Below are 21,670 nucleotides of genomic sequence, written 5' to 3'. Positions count from 1 at the left end.
CGCCGCCGGCTCCTGGACCAGCGCTGTTGCATGCGCCTGAGAAATAGTTTAGTGCTAAACCATATTCCATGCGGGAGGGATCCATGGCAGAGCAGAGCTTTGATGTCGTCGTGATCGGGGCGGGCCCCGGCGGCTATGTGGCGGCGATCCGCGCCGCCCAGCTTGGCAAGAAGGTTGCCATTGTCGAGCGCGAGCATCTGGGCGGCATCTGCCTGAACTGGGGCTGCATTCCGACCAAGGCGCTGCTGCGCTCAGCCGAGGTCTTCCACCTGATGCACCGCGCCAAGGATTTTGGCCTGAGCGCGGACAAGATCGACTTTGATCTGTCCGCCGTGGTCAAACGCTCGCGCGGGGTGGCCGGGCAGCTTTCGGGCGGCATCGGCCATCTGATGAAGAAGAACAAGATCACCGTCTTCATGGGCAAGGCCACGATCCCGGCCGCGGGCAAGGTCTCGGTCAAGGGCGACAAGGGTGAGGAGACGCTCAAGGCGCCCGACATCATCCTTGCCACCGGCGCGCGCGCGCGCGAATTGCCGGGGCTGGAAGCCGATGGCGATCTGGTCTGGACCTACAAGCACGCGCTCGACCCCAAGCGGATGCCCAAGAAGCTGCTGGTCATCGGCTCGGGCGCGATCGGTATCGAATTTGCCAGCTTCTTCAACACGCTGGGCGCCGATACCACGGTGGTCGAAGTGATGGACCGGGTGCTGCCGGTGGAAGATGCCGAGATCTCGGCCTTCGCCAAGAAGCAGTTCACCAAGCAGGGCATGAAGATCAAGGAAAAGACCACGGTCAAGAAACTCGACCGCGGCAACGGCAAGGTCACCGCGCATCTGGAAGCGGGCGGCAAGACCACGACCGAGGATTTCGACACGGTGATTTCGGCGGTCGGCATCGTCGGCAATGTCGAAGGGCTGGGCCTGGAAGAACTGGGCGTGAAGATCGACCGCACGCATGTCGTGGTCGACGAGTATTGCCGCACCGGGGTCAAGGGTCTGTGGGCGATCGGCGATATCGCCGGGGCGCCGTGGCTGGCGCATAAGGCCAGCCACGAAGGCGTCATCGTCGCCGAGATGATCGCGGGCCAGCATCCGCATCCGATTAAGCCCAACACCATCGCCGGCTGCACCTATTGCCATCCGCAGGTTGCAAGCGTCGGCCTGACCGAGGCTAAAGCGAAGGAAGCGGGTTACGACATCAAGGTCGGGCGTTTCCCCTTCATCGGTAACGGCAAGGCGATTGCCCTGGGCGAGCCCGAAGGCATGGTGAAGACGATTTTCGACGCCAAGACCGGCGAGCTTCTGGGCGCGCATATGATCGGCGCGGAAGTGACCGAGCTTATCCAGGGCTATGTCATCGGCCGCACGCTGGAAACGACCGAGGAAGACCTGATGCACACGGTCTTCCCGCATCCGACGCTGAGCGAGATGATGCATGAAAGCGTGCTCGACGCATACGGCCGGGCGATTCATTATTGAGACGGGAAGGGGCCTTCGGGCCCCTTTTTCGTGGCCCGGAATGGTGCGTGCAGAGCACGCCCCCTACAGCGTCAGGCTGCCGTCATTCAGCGCGGCGCCCAGCCTGTCGACGGCGCCGGCGAGCTTTTGATCCACCACATGCAGGTATTCCTGCCAGTCATGCAGGCCGGTGAGTTCTGCCTTGCCGTCCGAGATGCCGCGCAGGGCGATCAGCGGCACCTCGGCCAGCATGCAGGCGCGCAGGATGGCAAAGGTTTCCATATCCACCATGTCCTGCGCGATGCCGTCATATCCGGTGCCCGAGACGATATTCGCCCCGGTCGACAGGGTCGCCCGCTCAAGCCCGGGAATGGCGTGACCCAATTCCAGGATCGCGGGCAGGTCGAGAAAGGGCGTCGTACCGCGCTCGAACCCAAGCGCCGAGGCGTCGATATCGCGCCACGCGACATGGCTTGCCTGATAGAGCCCGCAATGATCGAGCCGCGCGGACCCGGCCGAGCCGAGCGACACGACGAGCGCGGGTTTGCGCCCTTCGGCTTCCAGAAGGGTCAGCGCCCGGCTCGTCTGGATCGCCGCCTCAACCGGCCCCACGCCGCAGATCAGCGGGGTGATGCGGGCCTGCAGATGGGGGCCGAACTCGGCGCGCGCGGCCATGACGAACAGCACGTCATGCCCGGCAATCAGGGTGAGCGGGATCATGCGGGTCTCAGTATCCGGGTTGCCAGCCCCGAGACTGCGGCAAGCAGCAGGGTGAGCGCAAGGGCGATCAGCGTCACGCGGTTCCGGTGTTCCGGACCGGTGGGCCAGTACGCGACGCGCGGGGGATTGCCTTGGGTGACGGCGACATCGACCGTGGCCCCGGGCCAGATCTCGGTCACCGAGACGGGCGGGTGGTCGGTTGCGATTGTGAAGGTGCCCAGATGCCGGTCCGAGATAAAGAGCCGCACGCGCCCTTCGTACCACGGTTCGGTCTGGGTGGGCGGGCGCAGATCGACGGTCAGGACCGAGGCCTCGACCCGTGTGCCCGCGGGGCGCGCGCGCATCAGGCTCAGGGTCTGAACCGTCGCCACCGCGGTCAGGACCAGCGCCGCCGCAAGGGCCGCGCCGGTGAGAAAGGGCAGCGCCTTCAGAAACAGGGCGCGGCGCTCAGGCCGCACCGCCACGCGCCAGAGCCGCGACGCCCGTGCGCGCGATCTCGCACAGGCCCAGAGGACGCATCAGATCGGCGAAGGCGTCGATCTTCGACGGCGCGCCGGTCATTTCGAACACGAAGCTTTCCAGCGTAGAATCGACCACATTGGCGCGGAAGATCTCGGCCAGACGCAGGGCCTCGATCCGGGCATCGCCCTTACCTTCGACCTTCAAAAGCGCCAGCTCACGCTCGACCGAGGCGCCCTCGACCGTCAGGTCATGGACCTCGTGCACCGGTACGATACGGCCAAGCTGCGCCTTGATCTGCTCGATTACCTGCGGCGTGCCCACCGTGACGATGGTGATGCGCGAGCGATGGCCTTTGTGGTCGGTCTCGGCGACGGTGAGGCTTTCGATGTTATAGCCGCGTCCCGAAAACAGGCCGATGACCCGGGCCAGAACGCCCGGTTCGTTGGCGACGATGACGGCGAGCGTATGGCGTTCGAGAACCTCGGAATTCGGGTCGCGAAGCTCGTAGGCCGAATGCTTGGACGAGCCTTGCTGGATGTGAAGCGGGGACATCAATTTCTTCCTTACACCAAGGGCTTACACAAGCGCCGCGCCAGCGCCAGTAATGGCGCGGACATCGTCGGACGGCAGCAGCATGTCGTTGTGCGCATTGCCCGACGGGATCATCGGCAGGCAGTTTTCGTGCTTTTCGACGAGGCAGTCGAAGATCACCGGGCCGTCGTAATTGATCATCTCCATGATCGCGTCGTCCAGCTGATCGGGGTGATCGACCTTGATCCCCTTGCAGCCGAACGCTTCGGCCAGTTTCACGAAATCGGGCAGCGATTCAGACCAGGAATGCGAATACCGCTCGCCATGCAGCAATTGCTGCCACTGGCGCACCATGCCCAGACGCTCGTTGTTCAGGATGAACTGCTTCACGGGCGCGCGGAATTGCACCGCGGTGCCCATTTCCTGCATGTTCATCAGCCACGAGGCCTCGCCGGCGACGTTGATCACCAGCGCGTCGGGATGGGCCACCTGCACCCCGATCGAGGCGGGCAGGCCGTAGCCCATCGTGCCCAGACCGCCCGAGGTCATCCAGCGGTTGGGCGCGTCGAAATGCAGGAACTGCGCGGCCCACATCTGGTGTTGACCCACTTCGGTGGTGATGTAGCGGTCGCGACCCTTGGTCAGCGCTTCCAGCCTTTGCAGCGCGTATTGCGGCTTGATGATGCTGTCCGAGCCCTTGTAGGCGAGGCAATTGACCGCTTTCCACTCTTCGATCTGGCGCCACCACTTGGCGAGGCTTTCTTTGTTGGTCTTGCGGCCGCGCGATTTCCAGATCCGCAGCAGGTCTTCCAGCACATGGCCGACATCGCCGATGATCGGCAGATCCACGCGGATCACCTTGTTGACCGAAGACGGATCAATATCGATATGCGCCTTGAACGAATTCGGGCTGAAGGCGTTCACGCGGCCGGTGATCCGGTCATCGAACCGCGCGCCGATATTGATCATCAGATCGCAATCATGCATCGCCATGTTGGCCTCGTAGAGGCCATGCATGCCCAGCATCCCCAGCCAGCTTTTGCCCGATGCCGGATAGGCGCCCAGACCCATCAGGGTCGAGGTGACGGGAAAGCCGGTGCTGTCGGCCAGTTCGCCCAGCAGCTGGCACGCGCCGGGACCCGAATTGATCACGCCGCCGCCGGTATAGAAGACCGGGCGCTCGGCCTGTTCGATCAGCTCGACCAGTGCGGTGATCGCCTCGATATCGCCCTTCACGCGGGGCTGATAATGGTCGACCTTCGCCATTTTCGGCGCGGTATAGGTGCCGTCGGCGAATTGCACATCCTTGGGGATATCGACCAGAACCGGGCCGGGACGGCCGGTCGTGGCGACGTGGAAAGCCTGATGGATCGTCTCGGCCAGATTGTCGGGATCCTTCACCAGCCAGTTGTTCTTGGTGCAGGGGCGGGTGATGCCCACGGTGTCGGCTTCCTGAAAGCCGTCGGTGCCGATCAGGAAGGTGGGCACCTGACCCGAGATCACGACAAGCGGGATCGAATCCATCAGCGCGTCGGTCAGGCCGGTCACCGCGTTTGTGGCGCCGGGACCCGAGGTCACCAGCACCACGCCGGGCTTGCCGGTCGAGCGGGCATAGCCTTCGGCCATATGCGTCGCGCCCTGTTCGTGCCGCACGAGAACGTGGCGGATTTCGTTCTGTTGGAACAATTCGTCATAGATCGGCAGCACCGCGCCGCCGGGATAGCCGAACACGACTTCGACACCCTGGTCCTTGAGCGCCTGAACGACCATCTTAGCGCCCGTCATTTGCGCTGCGTTCGTCTGCTGGGACATGACTTTCTCCACCTTAGGATCTCGCTTCGGATCTTGTGCCAGCCTTTGCCCCAGGCCAGCCGATAGGGCAACAAAAAACCCCCGGTCAAGGGGGGCGCATGGGGAACGATCGGTGTCGGCCTTATGCCGATCCGGTACGATCCCCTGAACTGATAAGTACGACGGACATCCGTCTCTCCTGTAGCGTTCGGCGGGACATTACGGCCGCTGCAGGGCAGCGTCAAGCGCCCTTGACATCGGTTTGCGTCGAAAATGACCGAAAATCTTTCCGGATATTACGTTTTTCCCCCTGTTTGCGCATGAAACGAAAACCAGCACTGTCGATTCGAGTGAATCATCGTGCGGACACCCGGTTTTCGCGGGGGTGCACGGGGCAAAAACGCAAAACGCCGCGCTTTCGGGCGCGGCGTGATACGGAATAAGAAAGGGGAAACCTCAGCCGTTATGCGACCCGCGAGAGGGCGTCGCCGGGGGCAGGCTGATCGCGGCGACCTGTTCGGTGATCGGGCGCACAGACAACGGATGCGGCTGGCGGCCATATTCCTCGGGGTCGCCCAATTCGTGCCAGTCGCCGTCGCGATAGACCTCAAGCCCGCTGAACTTGGCCTTGTAGGCCATCTTCGCGCTGCCCGGCACCCAATAGCCAAGATAGACGTAAGGCAGACCCACCTGCCGCGCCAGCGCCACATGATCAAGGATCATATAGGTGCCCAGCCCGTCCTTGATCCGATCGGGGTCATAGAAGGAATAGACAAGGCTCAGCCCGTCATCGAGCACATCGGTCAGGCAGACCGCCGACAGATGCCGACCTGAGCCACGCCGGTTCTCGACCGGGGCCTTGGGCTTTTCGGTATATTCGATCACGCGCGAGCGCACCGGCGTCTCTTCGATCATCGCGGCGAATTCGAAGATGTCCATGTCGGCCATGCCGCCATCGGCGTGGCGACTGTCGAGATAGCGGCGAAACAGCGTGAACTGCTCATCCGTGGCCCAGGGGCTGGTCGCTTCGCGGTGCAGATGCTGATTGCGCTTGATGTTGCGCCGCTGGCTGCGCGAGGGCTCGAAATCCGCCACCCGGATCCGCGCCGAAAGGCAGGCCGCGCATTCCGAGCAGGCCGGGCGATACAGCACATTCTGTGAGCGACGGAAGCCCTGCTTGGACAGCGTGTCGTTAAGCGCACGCGCGCCTTCGCCGGTCAGAGCCGTGAACAGCTTGCGCTCGCTCTGACCCGGCAGATAGGGGCAGGGCTGCGGAGCCGTGACATAGAATTGCGGCGCTATGGGCAGCGAGTGGCGCATGGGGGCGCACTTCCTTCAAGCGGGGCGGTGAAGACCTTCGGCGTGGCTATCGGTACTCAACGATGCGTGCACTCAGGCACGCCTGTGATCAACCTAGCAACGGTTTTCGGGTCCGCCAAGGGCCATGGCGCATCCGTGTTCCAGAACGCGCCGACGTTTCAATCCTCAGTGTTCGAGATAGCGGTTGACGATCGTGGTGCCGAGGATCCAGTCGTTCAGCCCCTGTCGGTACGGCGTGACCATCATCAACGCGACCGAGGCGATCTGCGGGATCACGAACCCCATCGACGCGGTGTAGATCACCGAATGCCACAGCGCCACGGTCTGATCGGGGCGGGTGGCGTCAAGCCGCACCCAGCGGACCGAGGCAACCATCATCCCCAGCGTCGCGCCGTAGCGGGTCAGCGTAACCGTGCGATAGGCGATGGCGATGGCCGACCAGACGAAGGGCAGGATGACAATCGCCAGAAAACCGGTCAGGGCCAAGACCACAAGCACGATCACCAGCGTGATCAGCAGGTCGATCACCCACGCCAGGAACCGCTTGATCATCAGGTGATCGTAGAATTCCGGCGCGTCGAGGGGATGGGGCAGGCTCATTGCGTGAACTCGGCCTCGGTGGCGTCGCAAGCGGCAAACAGCGCGCCGGGGGCGACGGAAAAGACGTGGTCCGGCGTGCCTGCGGCGGCATAGACCGTTCCGAAATCCCGCAGCCGGGGATCGGCGAAGATGCGCGGCGCGGTGAGGTGACCGATCGGGGCGACGCCGCCGATGGCAAAGCCCGTCACCTTGCGTACCGTGTTGGCATCGGCGCGCAGCAAGGCTTCACCGGCGACGCTGGCGCCTTTCTCCGCGTCGAGGCGGTTGCCACCCGCCGTCAGGAACAGATAGATCTGGCCGCTTTCACCCTGAAAAATCAGCGATTTCACAATCTGGTCGATCTCGCAACCACAGGCCTTGGCCGCGTCTTCGGCGGTGCGGCTCTGGCCAGGATGCAGGATCTCGGCATCCAGACCGATCTCTTCGATGGCTTTGCGCACGCGCGCCAATGACTTGCTCATGAAATTCTCGGGTCTGCTTTCGTCTGGCCCAGAACATGAGGGCTCGGCCAGCCGGGAACAACCCCGAACCCGGCAAGACACATGCCTTTTGTCGGCCAGAAAGCAGTAAGGCGGCGCAATGCGCCGCCCTCAAAGCCCGTGTCCGGTGTCAATATCCGCCGGCTACTTGCGGAACTTGTCGAGGCTCACGACCTCGCCCGCTTTCTGCGGCTCGGGTTCGGAATGCATCATCGGCGCTTCCTCGTCCTCAAACTCGTCATCTTCCTCGTCGTCGTCATCGGCGTGGGTTTCGAATTTCAGGCCGAATTCGACAGACGGGTCCACGAAGGTCGTGATCGCGTCGTAGGGGATATAAAGCGGCTCGGGCTGATTGCCGAAATTCAGAGTGATCGCAAAGCCTTGGTCGTCGACATTGAGATTTTCGAACCAGTGCTGGATGACGATGGTGATCTCGTCGGGATAGCGCGCATGAAGCCAGTCGGCCATCTGGACGCCGGGATTGCGGGTGTTCAGCGTGATGAAGAAATGGTGTTCACCGGGCAGGCCGTTCTCGGCGATTCCGGTCAGAACCTCGCGGATCAGGCCGCGCATGGCCTGGTGCATGAGGTTTCCATAATCGATTCCGCGCGCCATTGTCGTCCTCTTGAAGTCCCCCGGTCGCGGGGGTTGTCTTACCGGTACCATAGGGCTTTCAGGCGTGATGAAAACCCTTCACCGCGTGCGCGTCGGCAGAAAGATGGCGAGCGCGGCGAATTCGGGCCCGGGTGACGGGGATCGCGGCAGGGGTGCCGGCAGGCTGGCCATCGGTGCGACCAGCTCGCGCAGCATCTTCTCGCGCATCGCGCGGGCGAAATCTTCGTGCTGGCGCGCGGTGATAACGAAGCCGCCGGGCGTAACCACATGGCGGCGATAGAAATTCGTGATCGACTGCGCCTGTCCGGCGGCCTCGATCGCCAGCCCGTTGATCTGGATGCCGCGCCGATAAGCAGTGACGCGTTCGGTCCCCAGCGTGAAGCTCTCATTCTCATCGCCGTCGCCGGAGACATCGATCACCCAGCGCGCGCAATCGCGCACCTGATCGAGCAACGCGGCCGAGACATGGATCGCTTCGCCCACGGCCGTATTGCCGCCGGCATGGGCACGCGGCATGACCTGCACGCGGGTGGCAACCGCTTGGGCATCGGCAGGTTCGGTGATCCGGGTCCAGGGCAGGGTGACGGTCTGTTCCAGCGCGCCCGACCATTGCACGATGGCCAGCGACGCACGGCCATGGACCAGCGCCTCCTGCACCTGCGGGTCGCGGATCGCCTGAGCGATGCCATGTGCCTGCAGGCTGTATTCATAGGCATCGACCGAGCCCGACACATCCATCGCCAGCACCAGCGCCACGTCGCACGCGTCCGCACGCTGTGGCGCGAGAGCAAGGCAGAGGCTTGCGGCAAGAGTGATATGGCTGAAAACGCGGCGCACGCTCATGCGATATGGTTGCACGCACCCGCCATGGTTGAGATCACGAATCCGTGAGCGCGCGCCATAGGCCCGCCAAGCGAAAATACAGAAGAGGGGAAAGTGCAGGTTTCTGTTGCCAGGTACCTGCGAACCCCGCCTTACGCGGCTAAGCGCAAGGGCTTAAGATCGGTTTTGGTCAACTGCTTACGCAGCGACGGCCACCGGAGCACGGTTGTCATTGGCAACTGTACGTTTCGGACCGATAACGGTGGTACCTCACCGGGACAAAGCAAACCCCTTTAAACGTTCGTCGATCCTGTTTCGGCCCCATTCGCCCCCAATGAGGGAAGTTTGGTGGAGCCGCCGGGTACCGCCCCCGGGTCCGAGCCGCGTATTACGAGCGCGTTTATGTCCATAGTCCCCGTTGCCGGGAACAGAGCTTATATAGGGCCAGGCGCGGCGCGGCTCAAGGGGGGCTTGCGGGAAACGGCGATCAGTCGCGCCGATGCCGGCGTTCTTCACGCGACTGGCGCATCGCATCCGAAAACGCGCCTGCCAGCAGGCCGGTCGGAAGCGCGATAAAGCCGATCCCGCACAGCGCCGTCAGCGCGGCAAGAAACCGGCCGAGCGGTGTGATCGGCACGACATCGCCGTAGCCCACGGTGGTCAGGGTCTCGACCGCCCACCAAAGCGCGCGGGGGATCGAGCCGAAGGCGTCGGGCTGGACATCGCCTTCGACGATGTAGAGCAGCGTCGAGGAGGCGAGCATCAGCGACAACGCCATCACCATGCTCAGCCACAGCTCGGTCGAGCGCGAGCGCAACGCGTCATAAAGCAGGTTCATCCCGCGCGAATAGCGGCCCAGCCGCGCCAGCCGCAGGATGCGCAGCAATTGCAGCAGCCGGAACACCGTCGCTTCGAGCCCCAGAAAGGGCGAGGCGAGGGTCACCAACACGGCGAGATCCAGCAGCGCGCTGGGGCTGAACGCGTAATGCCAGACATTGCGGATGCGCGGATTGAGCGGCGCAACCCACAGCCTGAGCCCATATTCCACAAGGAAAAAGACGAAGAGCGCGGCCTTCGTGACCTCGAGCACGCCGCCGAAACGGCGGATCACATGCACCTCGGTTTCCAGTACGCCGACGAGGATCAGCAGCAGGATGCCGGTCACCGCCAGCCGGTTGAAGGGCGAAAGGCCGTCATCCTCGCGCATTTCGGGATCGACGGCCAGCGACAGGCGGTGCCGCAACGACGGCTGCATGGCGCGCGCTTACTCGGACAAGGGCTGGTCCGGCAGCGGCGTGAGCCGCTGCACCGGGGGCAGGCGCAGGTCGCGCATCCGCGGCGGGCGCTCGACCGGCTGGGCATCGTCCGCCTCGCCGCTCGCGCGATCGGCCTCGAAGCTCCACAATTCCATGATCGCCGCGCGCGTATCGTCGCCGCGTAGGCCGGCAATGCCGTTGGCGATGCGTACGTGATAGGACAGGAAGCGCGCGCGAACGCGGGTGGGGTAGTCGGTCTTGGGCGTGACGGCGAATTCTGCCTCGATCAGCCCCTGCGTCAGCAGCGTCATCGCATTGTTGCCCGAGGCCGAAGCCAGCGCGAGGTTCATCCGCCGCATCGAGCCCACGAAAGCCTCATCGTCGATGGCAAAATCGGATTGCAGGTCGATCTCGGCGCGCAGATCGGCGATATCGGTCTTGCGCAGGATCGCAAGCTCAGCGCAGCCCAGCATAAGCTGGATACGCGCTTCGGTCAGGAAGGGGCGATGGGCATTATCGGGCGCCCGCGTCGACAGCGCGACCAGCGCCGCGACCTGTTCGCCGGCGACTTCCGGCGTGGGCTGGGTGACGAAGGCCCCGCCGCCTGCGCCGCGCCGCGCCACGATCATCCCGCGCGCGTTGAGCCGCCCCAGCGCTTCACGCAGGGTCGGGCGCGACACCTTGAAATGCGCGCAAAGATCGGCTTCGGAGGGAAGGCGGTCGCCCGGCCCGTAGTGACCTGAAAGAATGTTGTCCTGAAGAAGCGACGCGATCGCCGACGCGCGGTCGGGTGTGCGCTTTTCCAAGGATGACCCGCTGCTCATAGCGTCAACCCACTGTGTTTTTGATGTTTTTATTGTCTGTCATTAAGATGCCAGAGGCCCCGAGTCGTGTCAATCGCATAGGTTGTTTCACGGCGCTCTTCCCGCGTTCGTCACAGCTATTGACGCCGTTTCTGCCACGCTAGATCGCCCTTTATGCAATGCGAAAGACGCCATGACCCAAAACGACCGTGCCGACACGCCCCTGATCTTGTGGTTTCGCCGCGATCTGCGGCTCGACGATCACCCGATGCTGACAGAAGCCGCTGCCACGGGCCGCCCGCTGATCCCCGTTTTCATCGCCGACCGCGCGGTGACCGGGATCGGTGCGGCTGCGCGGTGGCGTTACGGTGAGGCGATTGGCAGTTTCGCCGCGCGGCTGAAGGATCACGGCTCGCGGCTGATCTTGCGAAAAGGGGCGCCGCTGCCAATCCTTCTGGACCTTTTGCAGGAAGCCGGTGCGGGGGGCGTCTGGTGGACGCGGTTGTACGACCCGCTTTCGCGCGACCGCGACAGCGAGATTAAAGAGGTGCTGAAGGGCAAGGGTTTCAACGCGCGCTCGTTCTCCGGCCACACGCTGATCGAACCGTGGGAGATCGCGACGAAGGCGGGCGATCCGTACAAGGTTTACACGCCGTTCTTTCGCGCGCTCGATGACATGGGGGTGGCGAAGCCCTGCGATGCCCCCGATACGCTGCACACCCCGGATCACTGGCCGGACAGCGAGGGCCTTGACGACTGGGCGCTTGGCGCGGCGATGAACCGAGGGGCGGCCATCGTCGCAAAGCACGCGGTGGTGGGTGAGGCTGCTGCGCTGGCGCGGATGGAGACGTTTCTCGACGGGCCAGTGCTGGACTACAAGGACGACCGCGATTTCCCCGCAAAGCCCGCAGTTTCAGGCCTGTCCGAGAACCTGACCTATGGCGAGATCGGCGCGCGGCGCGTCTGGCACGCGGCCAAGGTGCATACAGGGCAGGGCGGCACGCATTTTCGCAAAGAACTGGCATGGCGCGACTTTGCCCATCACCTGATGTTCCATTTCCCCCATCTTTTGGAGAGCAACTGGCGCGAGGAATGGGACGATTTCCCGTGGCGCGAGGACAACAAGGACGCCGAACGCTGGCGCCGGGGCATGACCGGCGAGCCCTTCGTCGATGCGGGCCTGCGCGAGATGTATGTGACCGGGACGATGCACAACCGGGTGCGTATGGTGGTGGCCAGCTATCTGACCAAGCATCTGACGACGCACTGGAAAGTGGGCATGGACTGGTTCGCCGATTGCTTGATCGACTGGGACCCGGCCTCGAACGCGATGGGGTGGCAATGGGTGGCAGGGTCCGGCCCCGACGCAGCGCCGTATTTTCGCGTGTTCAACCCCGAGACGCAGGCAGAAAAATTCGATAAGTCAGGGGATTATCGTAAGGCCTTCATCGCGGAACTCAGCAAGGATCCGGGCGAAGAGGCGCAGGACTATTTCAACGCCGTCCCGCGCGCTTGGCAGCTGGACCCGAAGGCGGATTACCCCGACCGCGTTATCGCGCTGTCCGAGGGGCGTGAGGCGGCGCTCGAAGCCTATGACAGGCTTAAGAAATCGTAAAGAAACGGGATTGCGTATACATCCAACCGCCTTAATCTTTCGTACAACAAAAAAGACAGACGACAGGGAAGCGGATGGACATCATTACCAGCACCGAAGGGCAATCCGATCTGCCCCGATATTTCAAACCCGTCTTCGCGCAACTTCAGCGCATGAATTACGGCCGTCTGGACCTGATCCTTCCCGACGGACGCCGTGTCCGCGCACAGGGCACCGAGCCGGGTCTTGCCGCCGAGATCACGATCCACAACCCCGATGCCTTTGCCCGGCTTATCCGCGAGGGGGAGCTGGGCTTTGCCGACGCCTATATCGAAGGCTGGTGGACGACGCCTGATCTGCAGGATCTGATGGACATCATCTTCAAGGACAACCCCGCGCTTCTGGACGATTTCACCGGCATGGCGCTGGTGCGGGCCTATGAGCGGGTGCGCCACTGGCTGCGGGGCAATTCCAAGCAGCAGGCGAAGAAGAACATCTCGTATCACTACGATCTGGGCAACGATTTCTACGCCCTGTGGCTCGACGATTCGATGACCTATTCCTCGGCGCTGTTCAAGACCGGGCAGGAAAGCCTCGAGCGTGCGCAAGAGCAGAAATACGCGGCCCTTGTCGACTCGCTGGGGCTGAAGCCGGGCGACCATGTGCTGGAGATCGGCTGCGGCTGGGGCGGGTTCGCGGAATACGCGGCGGGGCAGCGCGGGCTCAAAGTCACCGGACTGACGATCTCGAAGGCGCAGCACGATTTCGCGGTGGCGCGGATGGCGCGCGCCGGGCTGTCGGACAAGGTCGAGATCAAGATGCAGGATTACCGCGACGAGCGCGGCACCTATGACGGCATCGCCTCGATCGAGATGTTCGAAGCGGTGGGCGAAAGCTATTGGCCGGCCTATTTCGAAACTGTCCGCGACCGACTGAAGGAAGGCGCCAAGGCAACCATTCAGGTCATCACCGTGCCCAACGAGCGGTTTCCGACCTACCGAAAGAATGTCGATTTCATCCAGAAGTACATCTTTCCCGGCGGGATGCTGATCTCGCCCGCGCGTTTCGCGCAAGAGGCGCAGAAAGCGGGGCTTGGCTGGTTGTCGTCCATCGAGTTCGGCGAAAGCTATTCGCTGACGCTGCGGCGCTGGCATGAAAGCTTTACCAATGCGTGGGACCGTATCCAGACGATGGGCTACGATACACGCTTCAAGCGCATGTGGGACTTCTACCTCACCTCTTGCGCGGGGGCGTTTCACACGGGTATCTGTGACGTGACTCAGATCACGGTGCGCCGTCCGGCCTGACCTGCGGGTCGGGTGCGGTGCCTTCCGTCCTGAGCGCCCGACGCAGACAGCCGATGGAGACGCCATGTTCACGTTGATCCGGCCGATTGCCGCGATCCTCCTTGGGGTCTTCGGCTATTTCGCCGCCAAAGGGTACGAGCCGCTTTACGACCCGCTTGCGCGGATGGGGGCCTTTGCCGTCTGGACGGCAGGGATCAGCGCTCTGATCGGCTGGCTTTTCGTCGGCGGGCGGATCGGACGGGCGCTTTGGTACTCAGTCTATATCGTCGCGCAGGGGATCGTGCTTTCGGCGCTTGTCACCGCTATGGTGATGGGCGTGCGCGAGGTTTTCATCCTTGGGTTCCGCCGCCGCTATGGCGAGGTTACCGAGGCCCTGACGGGGTATATCGACATCATCATGGGCTGGCTGAAAAAGGCGCTGGTGCAGGAATACCTGATCTTTCTGGGCGTCGGCGCGCTGGTGATCGGGATTGTGCTGCACGTCATCTGGCGGATGATGGAGAGGCGCCGCAATGAGCGTTAAGCCGCTCTTTCTATTCGGAACCCTGCGCTACGCACCGTTGCTCGACGCGGTCGCCGGCTCCACCTTGGCGACAGAACCCGCGACACTGGCCGATCACGCCGTGACATGGGCCGTCGATGCCGGGGGATCCGAGCGCCGCTTTCCGCTTTGTGCGCCCGAGACCGGCGCATCGGCCGAGGGTGTGCTAGTGCGCCCGGATGAGCCCGCCATGGCGCGGCTTGATGCCTATGAGCAGCTTTGGGATTACCGGCCCGAACCGGTTTCGGTTCAGGTCGCGGGCCGAAGCGTCGAGGCCCTGATTTACCGCCCCCGTGCCGGGCTGTTCACACCCGACGCGCCTTGGTCGCTGTCGGATTGGGTCGCGTCTGAGGGGCGGCTGCGGACCGAGGTCGCTCATGCGCTGATGCTGCTTGTCGACCGGCTTCCGCCCGCCATCGTCGCGGAACGCTACCCGCTGCTGGCGGGCTACGTGGCCAGCCGCCTGCGCGCCGCGGACGAAAATGCTCCCGCGACGCTGCGCCATGACGCGATGCCCGAGGATGTCGCGCTTCTGGCCCGCGAGGAACCCTATGCTCGCTTCTTTGCGGTGATCGAGGATCGCTTGCGGCACCGGCGCTTCGGCGGCGGGATGAGCGAGACGGTGCTGCGCGCGGCCTTCCTGATGTCGGATGCCGTGACCGTGCTTCCCTATGATCCGGTGCGCGACCGCGTGATGGTGGTCGAGCAATTCCGCGCCGGTCCGTTTGCGCGCGGCGACCGCAACCCGTGGTCTATCGAGGCAATCGCCGGTCGCATCGACGCGGGCGAAGCGCCCGAGACGGCGGCGCGGCGCGAGGCGCACGAAGAAGCGGCATTGGACGTGGCAACGCTGCATTCCGCCGGGCGTTATTATCCTAGCCCCGGCGCGGTGACGGAATTTCTGTATAATTACATCGGAATTGCGGCGTTGCCCGACGATGCGGCGGGCATACACGGCCTTGAAGCCGAGGCCGAGGATATCCGATCGCATGTGCTGCCGTTCGAAAAACTGATGGACCTGATCCAGTCGGGCGAGGTCACGAACGGCCCGCTGATCACCAGTGCCTACTGGCTGGCGCTGAACCGCGAGCGGTTGCGCCAGCCATCGGGCTAGGTGCGTCTCAATCGTCGCTGAAGCGGCGCGCCCAGAGCATGAAGCCCGACGCGCACAGGATGCAAAACAGCACCCCGGCAGCCAGCGGCACGGGTGTGCCGTCTCCCAGCGTCGCGATCCCGGTTGCGATCAACGCCGACAGCACCGTCGAGACCCCACCGATGACCGACGCCGCCATCCCGGCAACATGGCCCATCGGTTCCAGCGCCAGCGCGTTCAGGTTCCCCACGAGGAAGCCGATCGCGAAGAACTGGGTGAACATGAAGATCATGAAGAACGGGAAGCCCGCAAAGGGCAGGTCCAGCGCGAAGACCAGAAGCGTCGCGGTGATGACAACGATCTGCACGCTCAGCGCGGTGCCGACCATCCGCCGCATCCCCAGCTTGACCACCACGCGGGCATTGATCAGGCTGGCGGGGGCCGAGAACAGCGCAACCATCGCGAACCAGACGGGGAATTGTTCGAGCCGACCGAAGCTTTCGTCGAAGATCCGCGCGACCGAGCTCAGCCATGTCAGCATGGTCGAGAAGTTGAAAGTCAGCGCCATCAGATAAAGCCGCACGCGCGGATGGGCCAGCACGGTTTTCAGCGCCTCCCAAAGCGGCACGACGGCCAGCTTGCGGCGGTTTTCGGGCGCCAGCGTTTCGGGCTGACGCAGGCCCAGCCACAGGATCGTCACGAAACCGAAGCCCACGAAGCTCCAGAAAATCGCGCGCCAATGGAACAAAGCGGCGAGCTCGGCGCCCATGAAGGGGGCGATGGCCGGAAACAGCGTGAACACGGTCATGCCGAAGGAAATCACCCGCGCCATCATCCGGCCCGAATACAGGTCGCGCACCATGGCCTGCGCGACGATGCGCGGCGCGGCGGCGCCGAAGCCGTGCAGAAAGCGGGTGATCAGCAGTGTCGTCAGGTCGCCCGACACGGCGGCGATCCCGGCGGCGATCATGTAAAGCGCGGTGCCGCCCAGAATGACCGTCTTGCGCCCGAACGCATCCGAGAGCGGCCCCATGATGAAGGTGCCCAGCCCAAGGCCCACCATGAACACGGTGATCACAAGCTGCGCGCTTTCGGGTGATTGCGGTGACAATTCGTCCCCGATGATGCCGATAAGCGGCAGCATCGCGTCGACAGAATAGGCGACGGTGGCCATCAACAGCGCCAGAAGCGCGATGAATTCCACGAAAGACAGCGGTTTCGAGGGCCCGGTCACGCAGAAGCCGCCGCAAGCTGGTCGATGATATCGAGCCACGTTTCGACTGGTTGCGCGCCGTTGATGACGTATTGGCGCCCCAGAATGAAGCCGGGGACGCCGCGCAGCCCGCGTTCGCGGATCTCGGCGTCGCGGGCGCGGATCTCGCTCACGTCGGCCTCGCTGTCGAGAAGCCGCGCGGTCATATCGCGGTCGAGCCCGGCTTTTTCGGCGATGTCGAGCAGCGTGTCACGGTCGCCGATATCGCGCCCCTCGGCGAAATTCGCGCGAAAGAGGCCGTTGACCACGGCGCTCTGACGGCCCTCAAGCCCCGCCCAGTGGATCAGCCGGTGCGCGTTCAGCGTCGAGGGCTGATAATGCATCTTTTCCAGCTCGAAAGGCAGGCCCAGTTCCTCGCAGGCTTCGACAATCGGGACGTGGACCCGCACGACCTCGTCGGGCGGACCGAACTTGGCCTGCAGGTATTCGCGCCGGTCCATGCCTTCGGGCGGCATGGTCGGGTTCAGCATGTAGGGGTGCCATTCGATCACCAGCGGATGATCGGGGCGCTGCTCCATCGCGCGGTCGAGCCGGGCCTTGCCGATATAGCACCACGGGCAGACGGGGTCGGAGAAGATATCGAGTTTGGTGCTCATGCGGTCACATATCCCTGCCGCAACGCGCGGCGGTTGATCTTGTTGTTGGCGCCCTTGGGCAGGGCATCGATGGCGATGAACTGGCGCGGTTGCTTGTAGCGGGCAAGGGTCCGGCGCGCATGGTCTTCAAGGATGGCGTCTTCCGGCGCATCGCCTTCGGGCACGTAATAGAGCGCGACGATGCTGGTGGTCGCGTTGATCCGGGCCTCGATCGCGGCGGATTCGTGCACGGCAGGATGGGTGTTCATGGCGCTTTCGACCTCGAGCGGCGAAACGCGGTAACCGCCCGCGTTCATCATGTCATCGTCGCGGCCCAGATAATGGATGGCGCCGTCGTCGTCCATGCGCACCGTGTCGCCGGTGACAAACCACGGGCCGCGGAACTTGGCGGCGGTTTCCTCGGGCTGGTCCCAATAGCCCAGAAACAGGCCCGGATCACCGCGCGCCACCGCCATCACGCCCGGCTCGCCGCGCGCGACAGGCTGGCCGTCATCGCTCAGCACCGCGACGCTGCGGCCGGGTTGCGGATAGCCCGAGCCGCCGCCCGTCGCCGGGCGCGCGGGTGAGGCCGAGACATAGGTCGAGACTTCGGACATGCCGAGCGCCTCATAGACCGGGGTGCCCGTCGCCTGCTCCCAGAGCGCGCGGGTTTCATCGGGCAGTTTCTCGCCCGCCGACAGCCCGTGACGCAGGCGCGGCATCGGCGCCATGGGCTGGCGCAGAATCTGCCGATAGACGCCGGGCGCTGCGGCGAAGATCGTCGTGTCGAACCGCTTGAGCAGCAGCGGCAATTGCGCCACGCCTACGCCCGCGGCCGGGATCAGCGCGGTGGCGCCTATGGCCCAAGGGTCCATCAGCCCGGTGCCCAGCGTATAGGTCCAGTTGAACGCGCCCGCGTGCAAAAGCCGGTCGTCGGGCCCGAGCCCGTACCAACCGTCCCACATCATCCGCCGCGCCCAGACCGCGCGATGGGCATGCATCACCGCGCGCGGCTTGCCAGAGGTGCCCGAGGTGAAGATGAGGTAAGCCAGCCTGTCCGGGTCGCCCATCTGCCACTCGCAAGGTGCAAGCGCGCGAAAGCCATGCAAGGTCTCGGTGGTGATGACCGGACTGTCGCTGTCGGGCAGCGCGATATCGGGGGCGGCGATGATCGCGGCGGGGCTGACCTGTTTCGACATTGCGGTAATCTCGGCCCCGGTCAGCTGCGACGAGGTCGGGATCGGCACCAACCCCACGGCGCAGGCGCCCAAAAAAGCCAGCGGGAAATCCACATCGTTGCCCAGCCGCAGAAGCACGCGGTCGCCGGGCGTCAGGCCCGCTTGCAGCAACCCGGTACCGATGCCGCGCACGGCCTCTTCCAGCGCGCGGTAAGACCAGCGCTCGGCCCCGGTCAGGCGCAGGATCTGCAGCGCGATCTTATCGGGCGTCGTCAGGCCCTGCGCGAGCACATAGGCGGCCAAGTTGAACGGCGCGGGGCAGGGCGGAAAAGGCGCGGATTCGATTAACGCGTGCATGAATTTGAGCTAATCCGCAAGGGCCTCAAGGGCAAGAGCGGATTGGCTCAGCACCCGGCTGCGACGGTGCAAAGCCTCGACAAGCCCGACGCGATGGCGCAAAAGAGCGTCCTGCCCTGACCCTCGCAGCGAAGACCCGATGAGCGACCTGTCCAATCCCAGCATTATCCGCATTGCCCGTTCCGATGGTGAAGAGGCCTTGGCCACGCCCATCGATCTGGCCGACCGCGTGCGCACCTTGCGCAAGGATCGCGGCTGGACGCTCGAGCAGGCGGCACAGGCGGCGGGGCTGGCGCGCTCGACCCTGTCGAAGATCGAGAACGGGCAGATGTCGCCCACCTATGACGGGCTGAAGAAACTGGCCGAGGGGCTGGGCATCACCGTACCGCAGCTTTTCACGCCCCCGCGCAACACCGCGCCGGGCGGTCGGATGACCACCACCCGCGCGGGCGAGGGCGAGGCGCATGTCACCACGACCTATGAACACGAGCTTCTGGCGGGCGCGCTGACGCGCAAGGCGATGCTGCCGTACCGCGCCACCATTCATGCCCGCAGCTTTGACGAGTTCGACGGCTGGGTGCGCCATGACGGCGAGGAATTCCTGTATGTGTTGACCGGGCAGATCCGGCTGTTCACCGAATTCTACGCACCCATCGACATGAAGCGCGGCGACAGCGCGTATTACGATGCCTCAATGGGCCATAACGTGATCAGCCTCAGCCCCGAGGATGCGACCATCCTGTGGGTCACGTCGCTGGAATAAGGCTGCCGGGCAGGGCAACGCGGCGGGGCAGACGGGCCGGGTCAGTAGAACCAGCCGCGCACCACATTCGCGCCGCCCGAAATGTCCTGTCCCACGCCTTCGATCGTGTTGCACGCGCCAAGCGCGGACAGGGCGAGGGCAAGCAAAAGGGCGGGTCCGAAAGCGCGTTTCATTCCTGATACCACCAAGTTTCGGGCAGAAAGCCGGTCCAGTCCCCGTATATCGGCAAAGTCTCGGGGAAGTGCAAGTTTGCGTCGATTGCCATCCGGCTGACGGGCGAGAACCAGAGCGGGATCGCGTAGCGTCCGGCCATCAGCACCCGGTCGAGCGCGCGGACGGCGGCGGTGAAATCCTCGTCCGAGTCCGCCGTCAGCATCGACGCGATCATCGCCTCGACCGCCGGGTCATGCACACCGGCAAGGTTGCGCGTGCCCGGCTGCTCGACGCCCTCGGCGCCCCAGTAGAGATACTGCTCGTTTCCCGGCGACAGCGACATCAGCCGCAGAGAATGGGTCATGTCGAAATCATAGGCATTCGTGCGCTGAACGTATTGCGCTGAGTCGATGACGTTCATCCGCGCGGCGATGCCCAGTCGGCGCAGATCCTCGACATAGGCGCTGACGCTGGACTGGATTTCGGACTGGCCCTGCAAAAGCAGGATCTCGAATGAGAGCGGCGTACCCTCGGCATTGCGGATCTGGCCCTGCGCATCGGGCTCCCATCCGGCCTCGGCCAGCAGGCGCAGCGCGGTGCGGCGATTGCGCCGGGCGCTGCGCCCTTCGGTTTCGGGCAATACCTCGCCCGACAGCGCACCGGGGGGCAGGTCATCGGCAAAGGGTGCCAGCAAGTCGGCCACGCGGCCCTCGGCCGGACCGGGGCGCATGCCCAGCACCGAATTGCCGAAATAGGACGCGATGCGCGGCTCGGCGCCGCCGGTGACCAGCGTGTTGATACGGTCGAAATCGAAGGCCAGCAGCAGCGCCTCGCGTACGCGCCAGTCATCGAACGGCGCGCGACGGGTGTTGAGCCAGAGCCCCGACATCCCCGAGGGGCGCTGATGCGGGATCTCGACCTGCCGCATCCGCCCGTCATTCATCGCCGGGAAATCGTAGCTGTCTTCCCAGCGCGCGGCATTGGGTTCGCGCCAGACCGAGATGAGCCCGGCCTTGAAGCCCTCGAACGCGACGGCGAGGTCGCTGTAATATTCGTAGCGGATTTCCTGCGCGTTGTGCTGACCGGCATAGAAGGGCAGATCGTCGGCCCACCAGTCTTCGACGCGGCTGAAGGTGATCGAACGCCCGGGATCGACACCGCTGACCACGTAGGGCCCAGAGCCGATGACGGGGTCGAGCGAGCTTTCGGCGAAAGGCCGACCGCCGGAACTCACGTCGAATTGAGCGCGCTGCACGATGGGACGCAGACCCAGAATCAGCGGCAATTCGCGGTCGGGCTCGGTGAAGGTGAAGCGCAAACTCCGCGCGCCAACCCGCTCCATCGACTCAATCTTTGTCCAGGCGTTGCGGTAGCGGGGATGACCCTCGGCGCCCATCGTCTCGAATGACCAGATCACATCTTCGAGCGTGACCGGGCTGCCATCAGAGAACCGCGCGTCCTCGCGCAGCGTGAACTCGACGAAGGAACGCGCCGAATCAGTTTCCACGGACTCGGCCAGAACCGCGTACAGGGTAAACGGCTCGTCGTAAGAGCGGCCCAGAAGGCTTTGAACCGTCAACAGGTTGACTCCCCAAGGGGCCGAGCCGCGCAAAATGAACGGATTGAGGGAATCGAAGCTGCCCACTTCGGCGAAAACGAATCGGCCGCCGCGCGGCGCATCGGGATTCGCATAGGGCAGGGATACGAAATCTTGTGGCAGAGCAGGCTCGCCATACATAGCGATGCCATGTTGAGGGCCGTCCTGCGCCCCGGCACCGGACAAGCCGCCAAGCGTCGCGATAAGTGCCGCAATCGCGAAAAACGGGCTTTTCAGGGGCCTGAACAGGGGCATGATCGGGGTATTCCTTTCGTCGCAGGGCACGCACGCGACCCTCGCACGGGCGCCCTGTCGGGGTAAAGCGCCGGCTAGATGCCTGTAAACTTTACACTTGGAACGATCTGAACAAAGCGCTATAAGTA

The 21,670-nt window shown here is 64.1% G+C and carries 23 protein-coding genes and 1 other RNA gene; 7 read left to right on the top strand and 17 right to left on the bottom strand.

Annotated elements, in window-relative coordinates; all coding sequences use genetic code 11:
* Positions 1–83: 83 nt before the first annotated feature.
* Entirely contained in the window at positions 84–1,478 is a 1,395-nt protein-coding gene (gene lpdA, locus JI664_RS17945; protein ID WP_207015143.1) for a dihydrolipoyl dehydrogenase, read from the top strand.
* Positions 1,479–1,541: 63 nt separating this feature from the next.
* Here lpdA and JI664_RS17940 read toward each other — a convergent pair whose 3' ends face one another.
* From JI664_RS17940 to JI664_RS17885, 12 genes are all read right to left on the bottom strand, one after another.
* On the bottom strand, positions 1,542–2,177 hold the full coding sequence (locus JI664_RS17940) for a 5'-methylthioadenosine/S-adenosylhomocysteine nucleosidase (RefSeq protein ID WP_207015142.1): 636 nt from the start codon (positions 2,175–2,177) through the stop codon (positions 1,542–1,544).
* On the bottom strand, positions 2,174–2,641 hold the full coding sequence (locus tag JI664_RS17935) for a hypothetical protein (protein ID WP_207015141.1): 468 nt from the start codon (positions 2,639–2,641) through the stop codon (positions 2,174–2,176). Before JI664_RS17935 ends, JI664_RS17940 begins: the two co-directional genes overlap by 4 nt.
* Complete coding sequence (gene ilvN / locus JI664_RS17930) at positions 2,625–3,191, bottom strand: acetolactate synthase small subunit (protein ID WP_207015140.1); 567 nt, start codon at positions 3,189–3,191, stop codon at positions 2,625–2,627. Before ilvN ends, JI664_RS17935 begins: the two co-directional genes overlap by 17 nt.
* A gap of 24 nt (positions 3,192–3,215) precedes the next feature.
* Positions 3,216–4,982, bottom strand: a complete 1,767-nt coding sequence (locus JI664_RS17925) for an acetolactate synthase 3 large subunit (RefSeq protein WP_207015139.1) — start codon at positions 4,980–4,982, stop codon at positions 3,216–3,218.
* 435 nt (positions 4,983–5,417) lie between these two features.
* A complete protein-coding gene (locus JI664_RS17920) occupies positions 5,418–6,281 on the bottom strand; it encodes an arginyltransferase (RefSeq protein WP_207015138.1) in 864 nt (287 codons plus the stop codon).
* Positions 6,282–6,446: 165 nt separating this feature from the next.
* A complete protein-coding gene (locus JI664_RS17915) occupies positions 6,447–6,881 on the bottom strand; it encodes an RDD family protein (protein WP_207015137.1) in 435 nt (144 codons plus the stop codon).
* Complete coding sequence (locus JI664_RS17910; RefSeq protein WP_207015136.1) at positions 6,878–7,342, bottom strand: YbaK/EbsC family protein; 465 nt, start codon at positions 7,340–7,342, stop codon at positions 6,878–6,880. The genes JI664_RS17915 and JI664_RS17910 overlap by 4 nt, the downstream gene beginning before the upstream one ends.
* Positions 7,343–7,504: 162 nt before the next feature.
* The gene (locus JI664_RS17905) at positions 7,505–7,975 is read right to left on the bottom strand and encodes an SspB family protein (protein WP_207015135.1); all 471 of its coding nucleotides are present in this window, start codon (positions 7,973–7,975) and stop codon (positions 7,505–7,507) included.
* Between the two features lie 78 nt (positions 7,976–8,053).
* A complete protein-coding gene (locus JI664_RS17900; RefSeq protein ID WP_207015134.1) occupies positions 8,054–8,818 on the bottom strand; it encodes a DUF1194 domain-containing protein in 765 nt (254 codons plus the stop codon).
* A gap of 92 nt (positions 8,819–8,910) precedes the next feature.
* Positions 8,911–9,265: a transfer-messenger RNA gene (gene ssrA / locus JI664_RS17895) on the bottom strand.
* 19 nt (positions 9,266–9,284) lie between these two features.
* Positions 9,285–10,052, bottom strand: coding sequence for a potassium channel family protein (locus JI664_RS17890; RefSeq protein WP_207015133.1), 768 nt, complete (start codon positions 10,050–10,052; stop codon positions 9,285–9,287).
* Between the two features lie 9 nt (positions 10,053–10,061).
* Positions 10,062–10,859, bottom strand: coding sequence for a FadR/GntR family transcriptional regulator (locus JI664_RS17885; protein WP_207015132.1), 798 nt, complete (start codon positions 10,857–10,859; stop codon positions 10,062–10,064).
* A 190-nt stretch (positions 10,860–11,049) separates the two neighbouring features.
* Between JI664_RS17885 and JI664_RS17880 the strand changes: the two genes are divergently transcribed.
* From JI664_RS17880 to JI664_RS17865, 4 genes are all read left to right on the top strand, one after another.
* On the top strand, positions 11,050–12,471 hold the full coding sequence (locus tag JI664_RS17880; protein ID WP_207015131.1) for a cryptochrome/photolyase family protein: 1,422 nt from the start codon (positions 11,050–11,052) through the stop codon (positions 12,469–12,471).
* A 74-nt stretch (positions 12,472–12,545) separates the two neighbouring features.
* Complete coding sequence (locus JI664_RS17875) at positions 12,546–13,757, top strand: SAM-dependent methyltransferase (RefSeq protein WP_207015130.1); 1,212 nt, start codon at positions 12,546–12,548, stop codon at positions 13,755–13,757.
* 64 nt (positions 13,758–13,821) lie between these two features.
* Positions 13,822–14,280: a TrgA family protein gene (locus JI664_RS17870; protein ID WP_207015129.1), complete on the top strand. Its 459-nt coding sequence runs from the start codon at positions 13,822–13,824 to the stop codon at positions 14,278–14,280.
* Positions 14,270–15,412, top strand: coding sequence for an NUDIX domain-containing protein (locus JI664_RS17865; RefSeq protein WP_207015128.1), 1,143 nt, complete (start codon positions 14,270–14,272; stop codon positions 15,410–15,412). The genes JI664_RS17870 and JI664_RS17865 overlap by 11 nt, the downstream gene beginning before the upstream one ends.
* A gap of 7 nt (positions 15,413–15,419) precedes the next feature.
* Here the strand turns inward: JI664_RS17865 and JI664_RS17860 are convergent, their stop codons facing one another.
* The 3 genes from JI664_RS17860 to JI664_RS17850 are packed head-to-tail and all read right to left on the bottom strand — an operon-like array spanning position 15,420 to position 18,774.
* On the bottom strand, positions 15,420–16,625 hold the full coding sequence (locus tag JI664_RS17860) for a multidrug effflux MFS transporter (RefSeq protein WP_349768740.1): 1,206 nt from the start codon (positions 16,623–16,625) through the stop codon (positions 15,420–15,422).
* Positions 16,622–17,260 (bottom strand): DsbA family oxidoreductase, encoded by a 639-nt coding sequence (locus tag JI664_RS17855; protein WP_207015127.1) that lies wholly within the window; start codon positions 17,258–17,260, stop codon positions 16,622–16,624. Before JI664_RS17855 ends, JI664_RS17860 begins: the two co-directional genes overlap by 4 nt.
* Positions 17,257–18,774, bottom strand: coding sequence for a class I adenylate-forming enzyme family protein (locus JI664_RS17850; protein ID WP_207015126.1), 1,518 nt, complete (start codon positions 18,772–18,774; stop codon positions 17,257–17,259). Before JI664_RS17850 ends, JI664_RS17855 begins: the two co-directional genes overlap by 4 nt.
* Between JI664_RS17850 and JI664_RS24065 the strand changes: the two genes are divergently transcribed.
* Together JI664_RS24065 and JI664_RS17845 are read left to right on the top strand one after the other, a co-directional pair.
* Positions 18,769–18,894: a hypothetical protein gene (locus tag JI664_RS24065; protein WP_286174159.1), complete on the top strand. Its 126-nt coding sequence runs from the start codon at positions 18,769–18,771 to the stop codon at positions 18,892–18,894. The genes JI664_RS17850 and JI664_RS24065 overlap by 6 nt on opposite strands.
* Before the next feature lie 19 nt (positions 18,895–18,913).
* On the top strand, positions 18,914–19,537 hold the full coding sequence (locus tag JI664_RS17845; protein ID WP_207015125.1) for a helix-turn-helix domain-containing protein: 624 nt from the start codon (positions 18,914–18,916) through the stop codon (positions 19,535–19,537).
* Positions 19,538–19,578: 41 nt separating this feature from the next.
* On the opposite strand, the gene JI664_RS17840 is transcribed toward JI664_RS17845, so the two are convergent.
* Positions 19,579–19,710, bottom strand: a complete 132-nt coding sequence (locus tag JI664_RS17840; RefSeq protein WP_109532253.1) for an entericidin EcnA/B family protein — start codon at positions 19,708–19,710, stop codon at positions 19,579–19,581.
* Positions 19,707–21,542: an extracellular solute-binding protein gene (locus JI664_RS17835; protein ID WP_414707747.1), complete on the bottom strand. Its 1,836-nt coding sequence runs from the start codon at positions 21,540–21,542 to the stop codon at positions 19,707–19,709. Before JI664_RS17835 ends, JI664_RS17840 begins: the two co-directional genes overlap by 4 nt.
* Positions 21,543–21,670 lie beyond the last annotated feature (128 nt).

This window comes from Rhodobacter sp. NTK016B (assembly GCF_017303295.1).
Classification (GTDB): domain Bacteria; phylum Pseudomonadota; class Alphaproteobacteria; order Rhodobacterales; family Rhodobacteraceae; genus Pararhodobacter.
The sequence above is the reverse complement of the archived record's forward strand: the minus strand, read 5'-3'. Positions and strand labels throughout refer to the sequence as shown.

Excerpts from the sequence above, each read along its gene's own strand:
- lpdA (WP_207015143.1), top strand. The coding sequence starts at position 84 with ATGGCAGAGCAGAGCTTTGATGTCGTCGTGATCGGGGCGGGCCCCGGC.
- JI664_RS17940 (WP_207015142.1), bottom strand. The coding sequence starts at position 2,177 with ATGATCCCGCTCACCCTGATTGCCGGGCATGACGTGCTGTTCGTCATG.
- ilvN (WP_207015140.1), bottom strand. The coding sequence starts at position 3,191 with ATGTCCCCGCTTCACATCCAGCAAGGCTCGTCCAAGCATTCGGCCTAC.
- JI664_RS17925 (WP_207015139.1), bottom strand. The coding sequence starts at position 4,982 with ATGTCCCAGCAGACGAACGCAGCGCAAATGACGGGCGCTAAGATGGTC.
- JI664_RS17920 (WP_207015138.1), bottom strand. The coding sequence starts at position 6,281 with ATGCGCCACTCGCTGCCCATAGCGCCGCAATTCTATGTCACGGCTCCG.
- JI664_RS17915 (WP_207015137.1), bottom strand. The coding sequence starts at position 6,881 with ATGAGCCTGCCCCATCCCCTCGACGCGCCGGAATTCTACGATCACCTG.
- JI664_RS17910 (WP_207015136.1), bottom strand. The coding sequence starts at position 7,342 with ATGAGCAAGTCATTGGCGCGCGTGCGCAAAGCCATCGAAGAGATCGGT.
- JI664_RS17905 (WP_207015135.1), bottom strand. The coding sequence starts at position 7,975 with ATGGCGCGCGGAATCGATTATGGAAACCTCATGCACCAGGCCATGCGC.
- JI664_RS17900 (WP_207015134.1), bottom strand. The coding sequence starts at position 8,818 with ATGAGCGTGCGCCGCGTTTTCAGCCATATCACTCTTGCCGCAAGCCTC.
- JI664_RS17890 (WP_207015133.1), bottom strand. The coding sequence starts at position 10,052 with ATGCAGCCGTCGTTGCGGCACCGCCTGTCGCTGGCCGTCGATCCCGAA.
- JI664_RS17880 (WP_207015131.1), top strand. The coding sequence starts at position 11,050 with ATGACCCAAAACGACCGTGCCGACACGCCCCTGATCTTGTGGTTTCGC.
- JI664_RS17875 (WP_207015130.1), top strand. The coding sequence starts at position 12,546 with ATGGACATCATTACCAGCACCGAAGGGCAATCCGATCTGCCCCGATAT.
- JI664_RS17870 (WP_207015129.1), top strand. The coding sequence starts at position 13,822 with ATGTTCACGTTGATCCGGCCGATTGCCGCGATCCTCCTTGGGGTCTTC.
- JI664_RS17865 (WP_207015128.1), top strand. The coding sequence starts at position 14,270 with ATGAGCGTTAAGCCGCTCTTTCTATTCGGAACCCTGCGCTACGCACCG.
- JI664_RS17855 (WP_207015127.1), bottom strand. The coding sequence starts at position 17,260 with ATGAGCACCAAACTCGATATCTTCTCCGACCCCGTCTGCCCGTGGTGC.
- JI664_RS17850 (WP_207015126.1), bottom strand. The coding sequence starts at position 18,774 with ATGCACGCGTTAATCGAATCCGCGCCTTTTCCGCCCTGCCCCGCGCCG.
- JI664_RS17845 (WP_207015125.1), top strand. The coding sequence starts at position 18,914 with ATGAGCGACCTGTCCAATCCCAGCATTATCCGCATTGCCCGTTCCGAT.
- JI664_RS17840 (WP_109532253.1), bottom strand. The coding sequence starts at position 19,710 with ATGAAACGCGCTTTCGGACCCGCCCTTTTGCTTGCCCTCGCCCTGTCC.
- JI664_RS17835 (WP_414707747.1), bottom strand. The coding sequence starts at position 21,542 with ATGCCCCTGTTCAGGCCCCTGAAAAGCCCGTTTTTCGCGATTGCGGCA.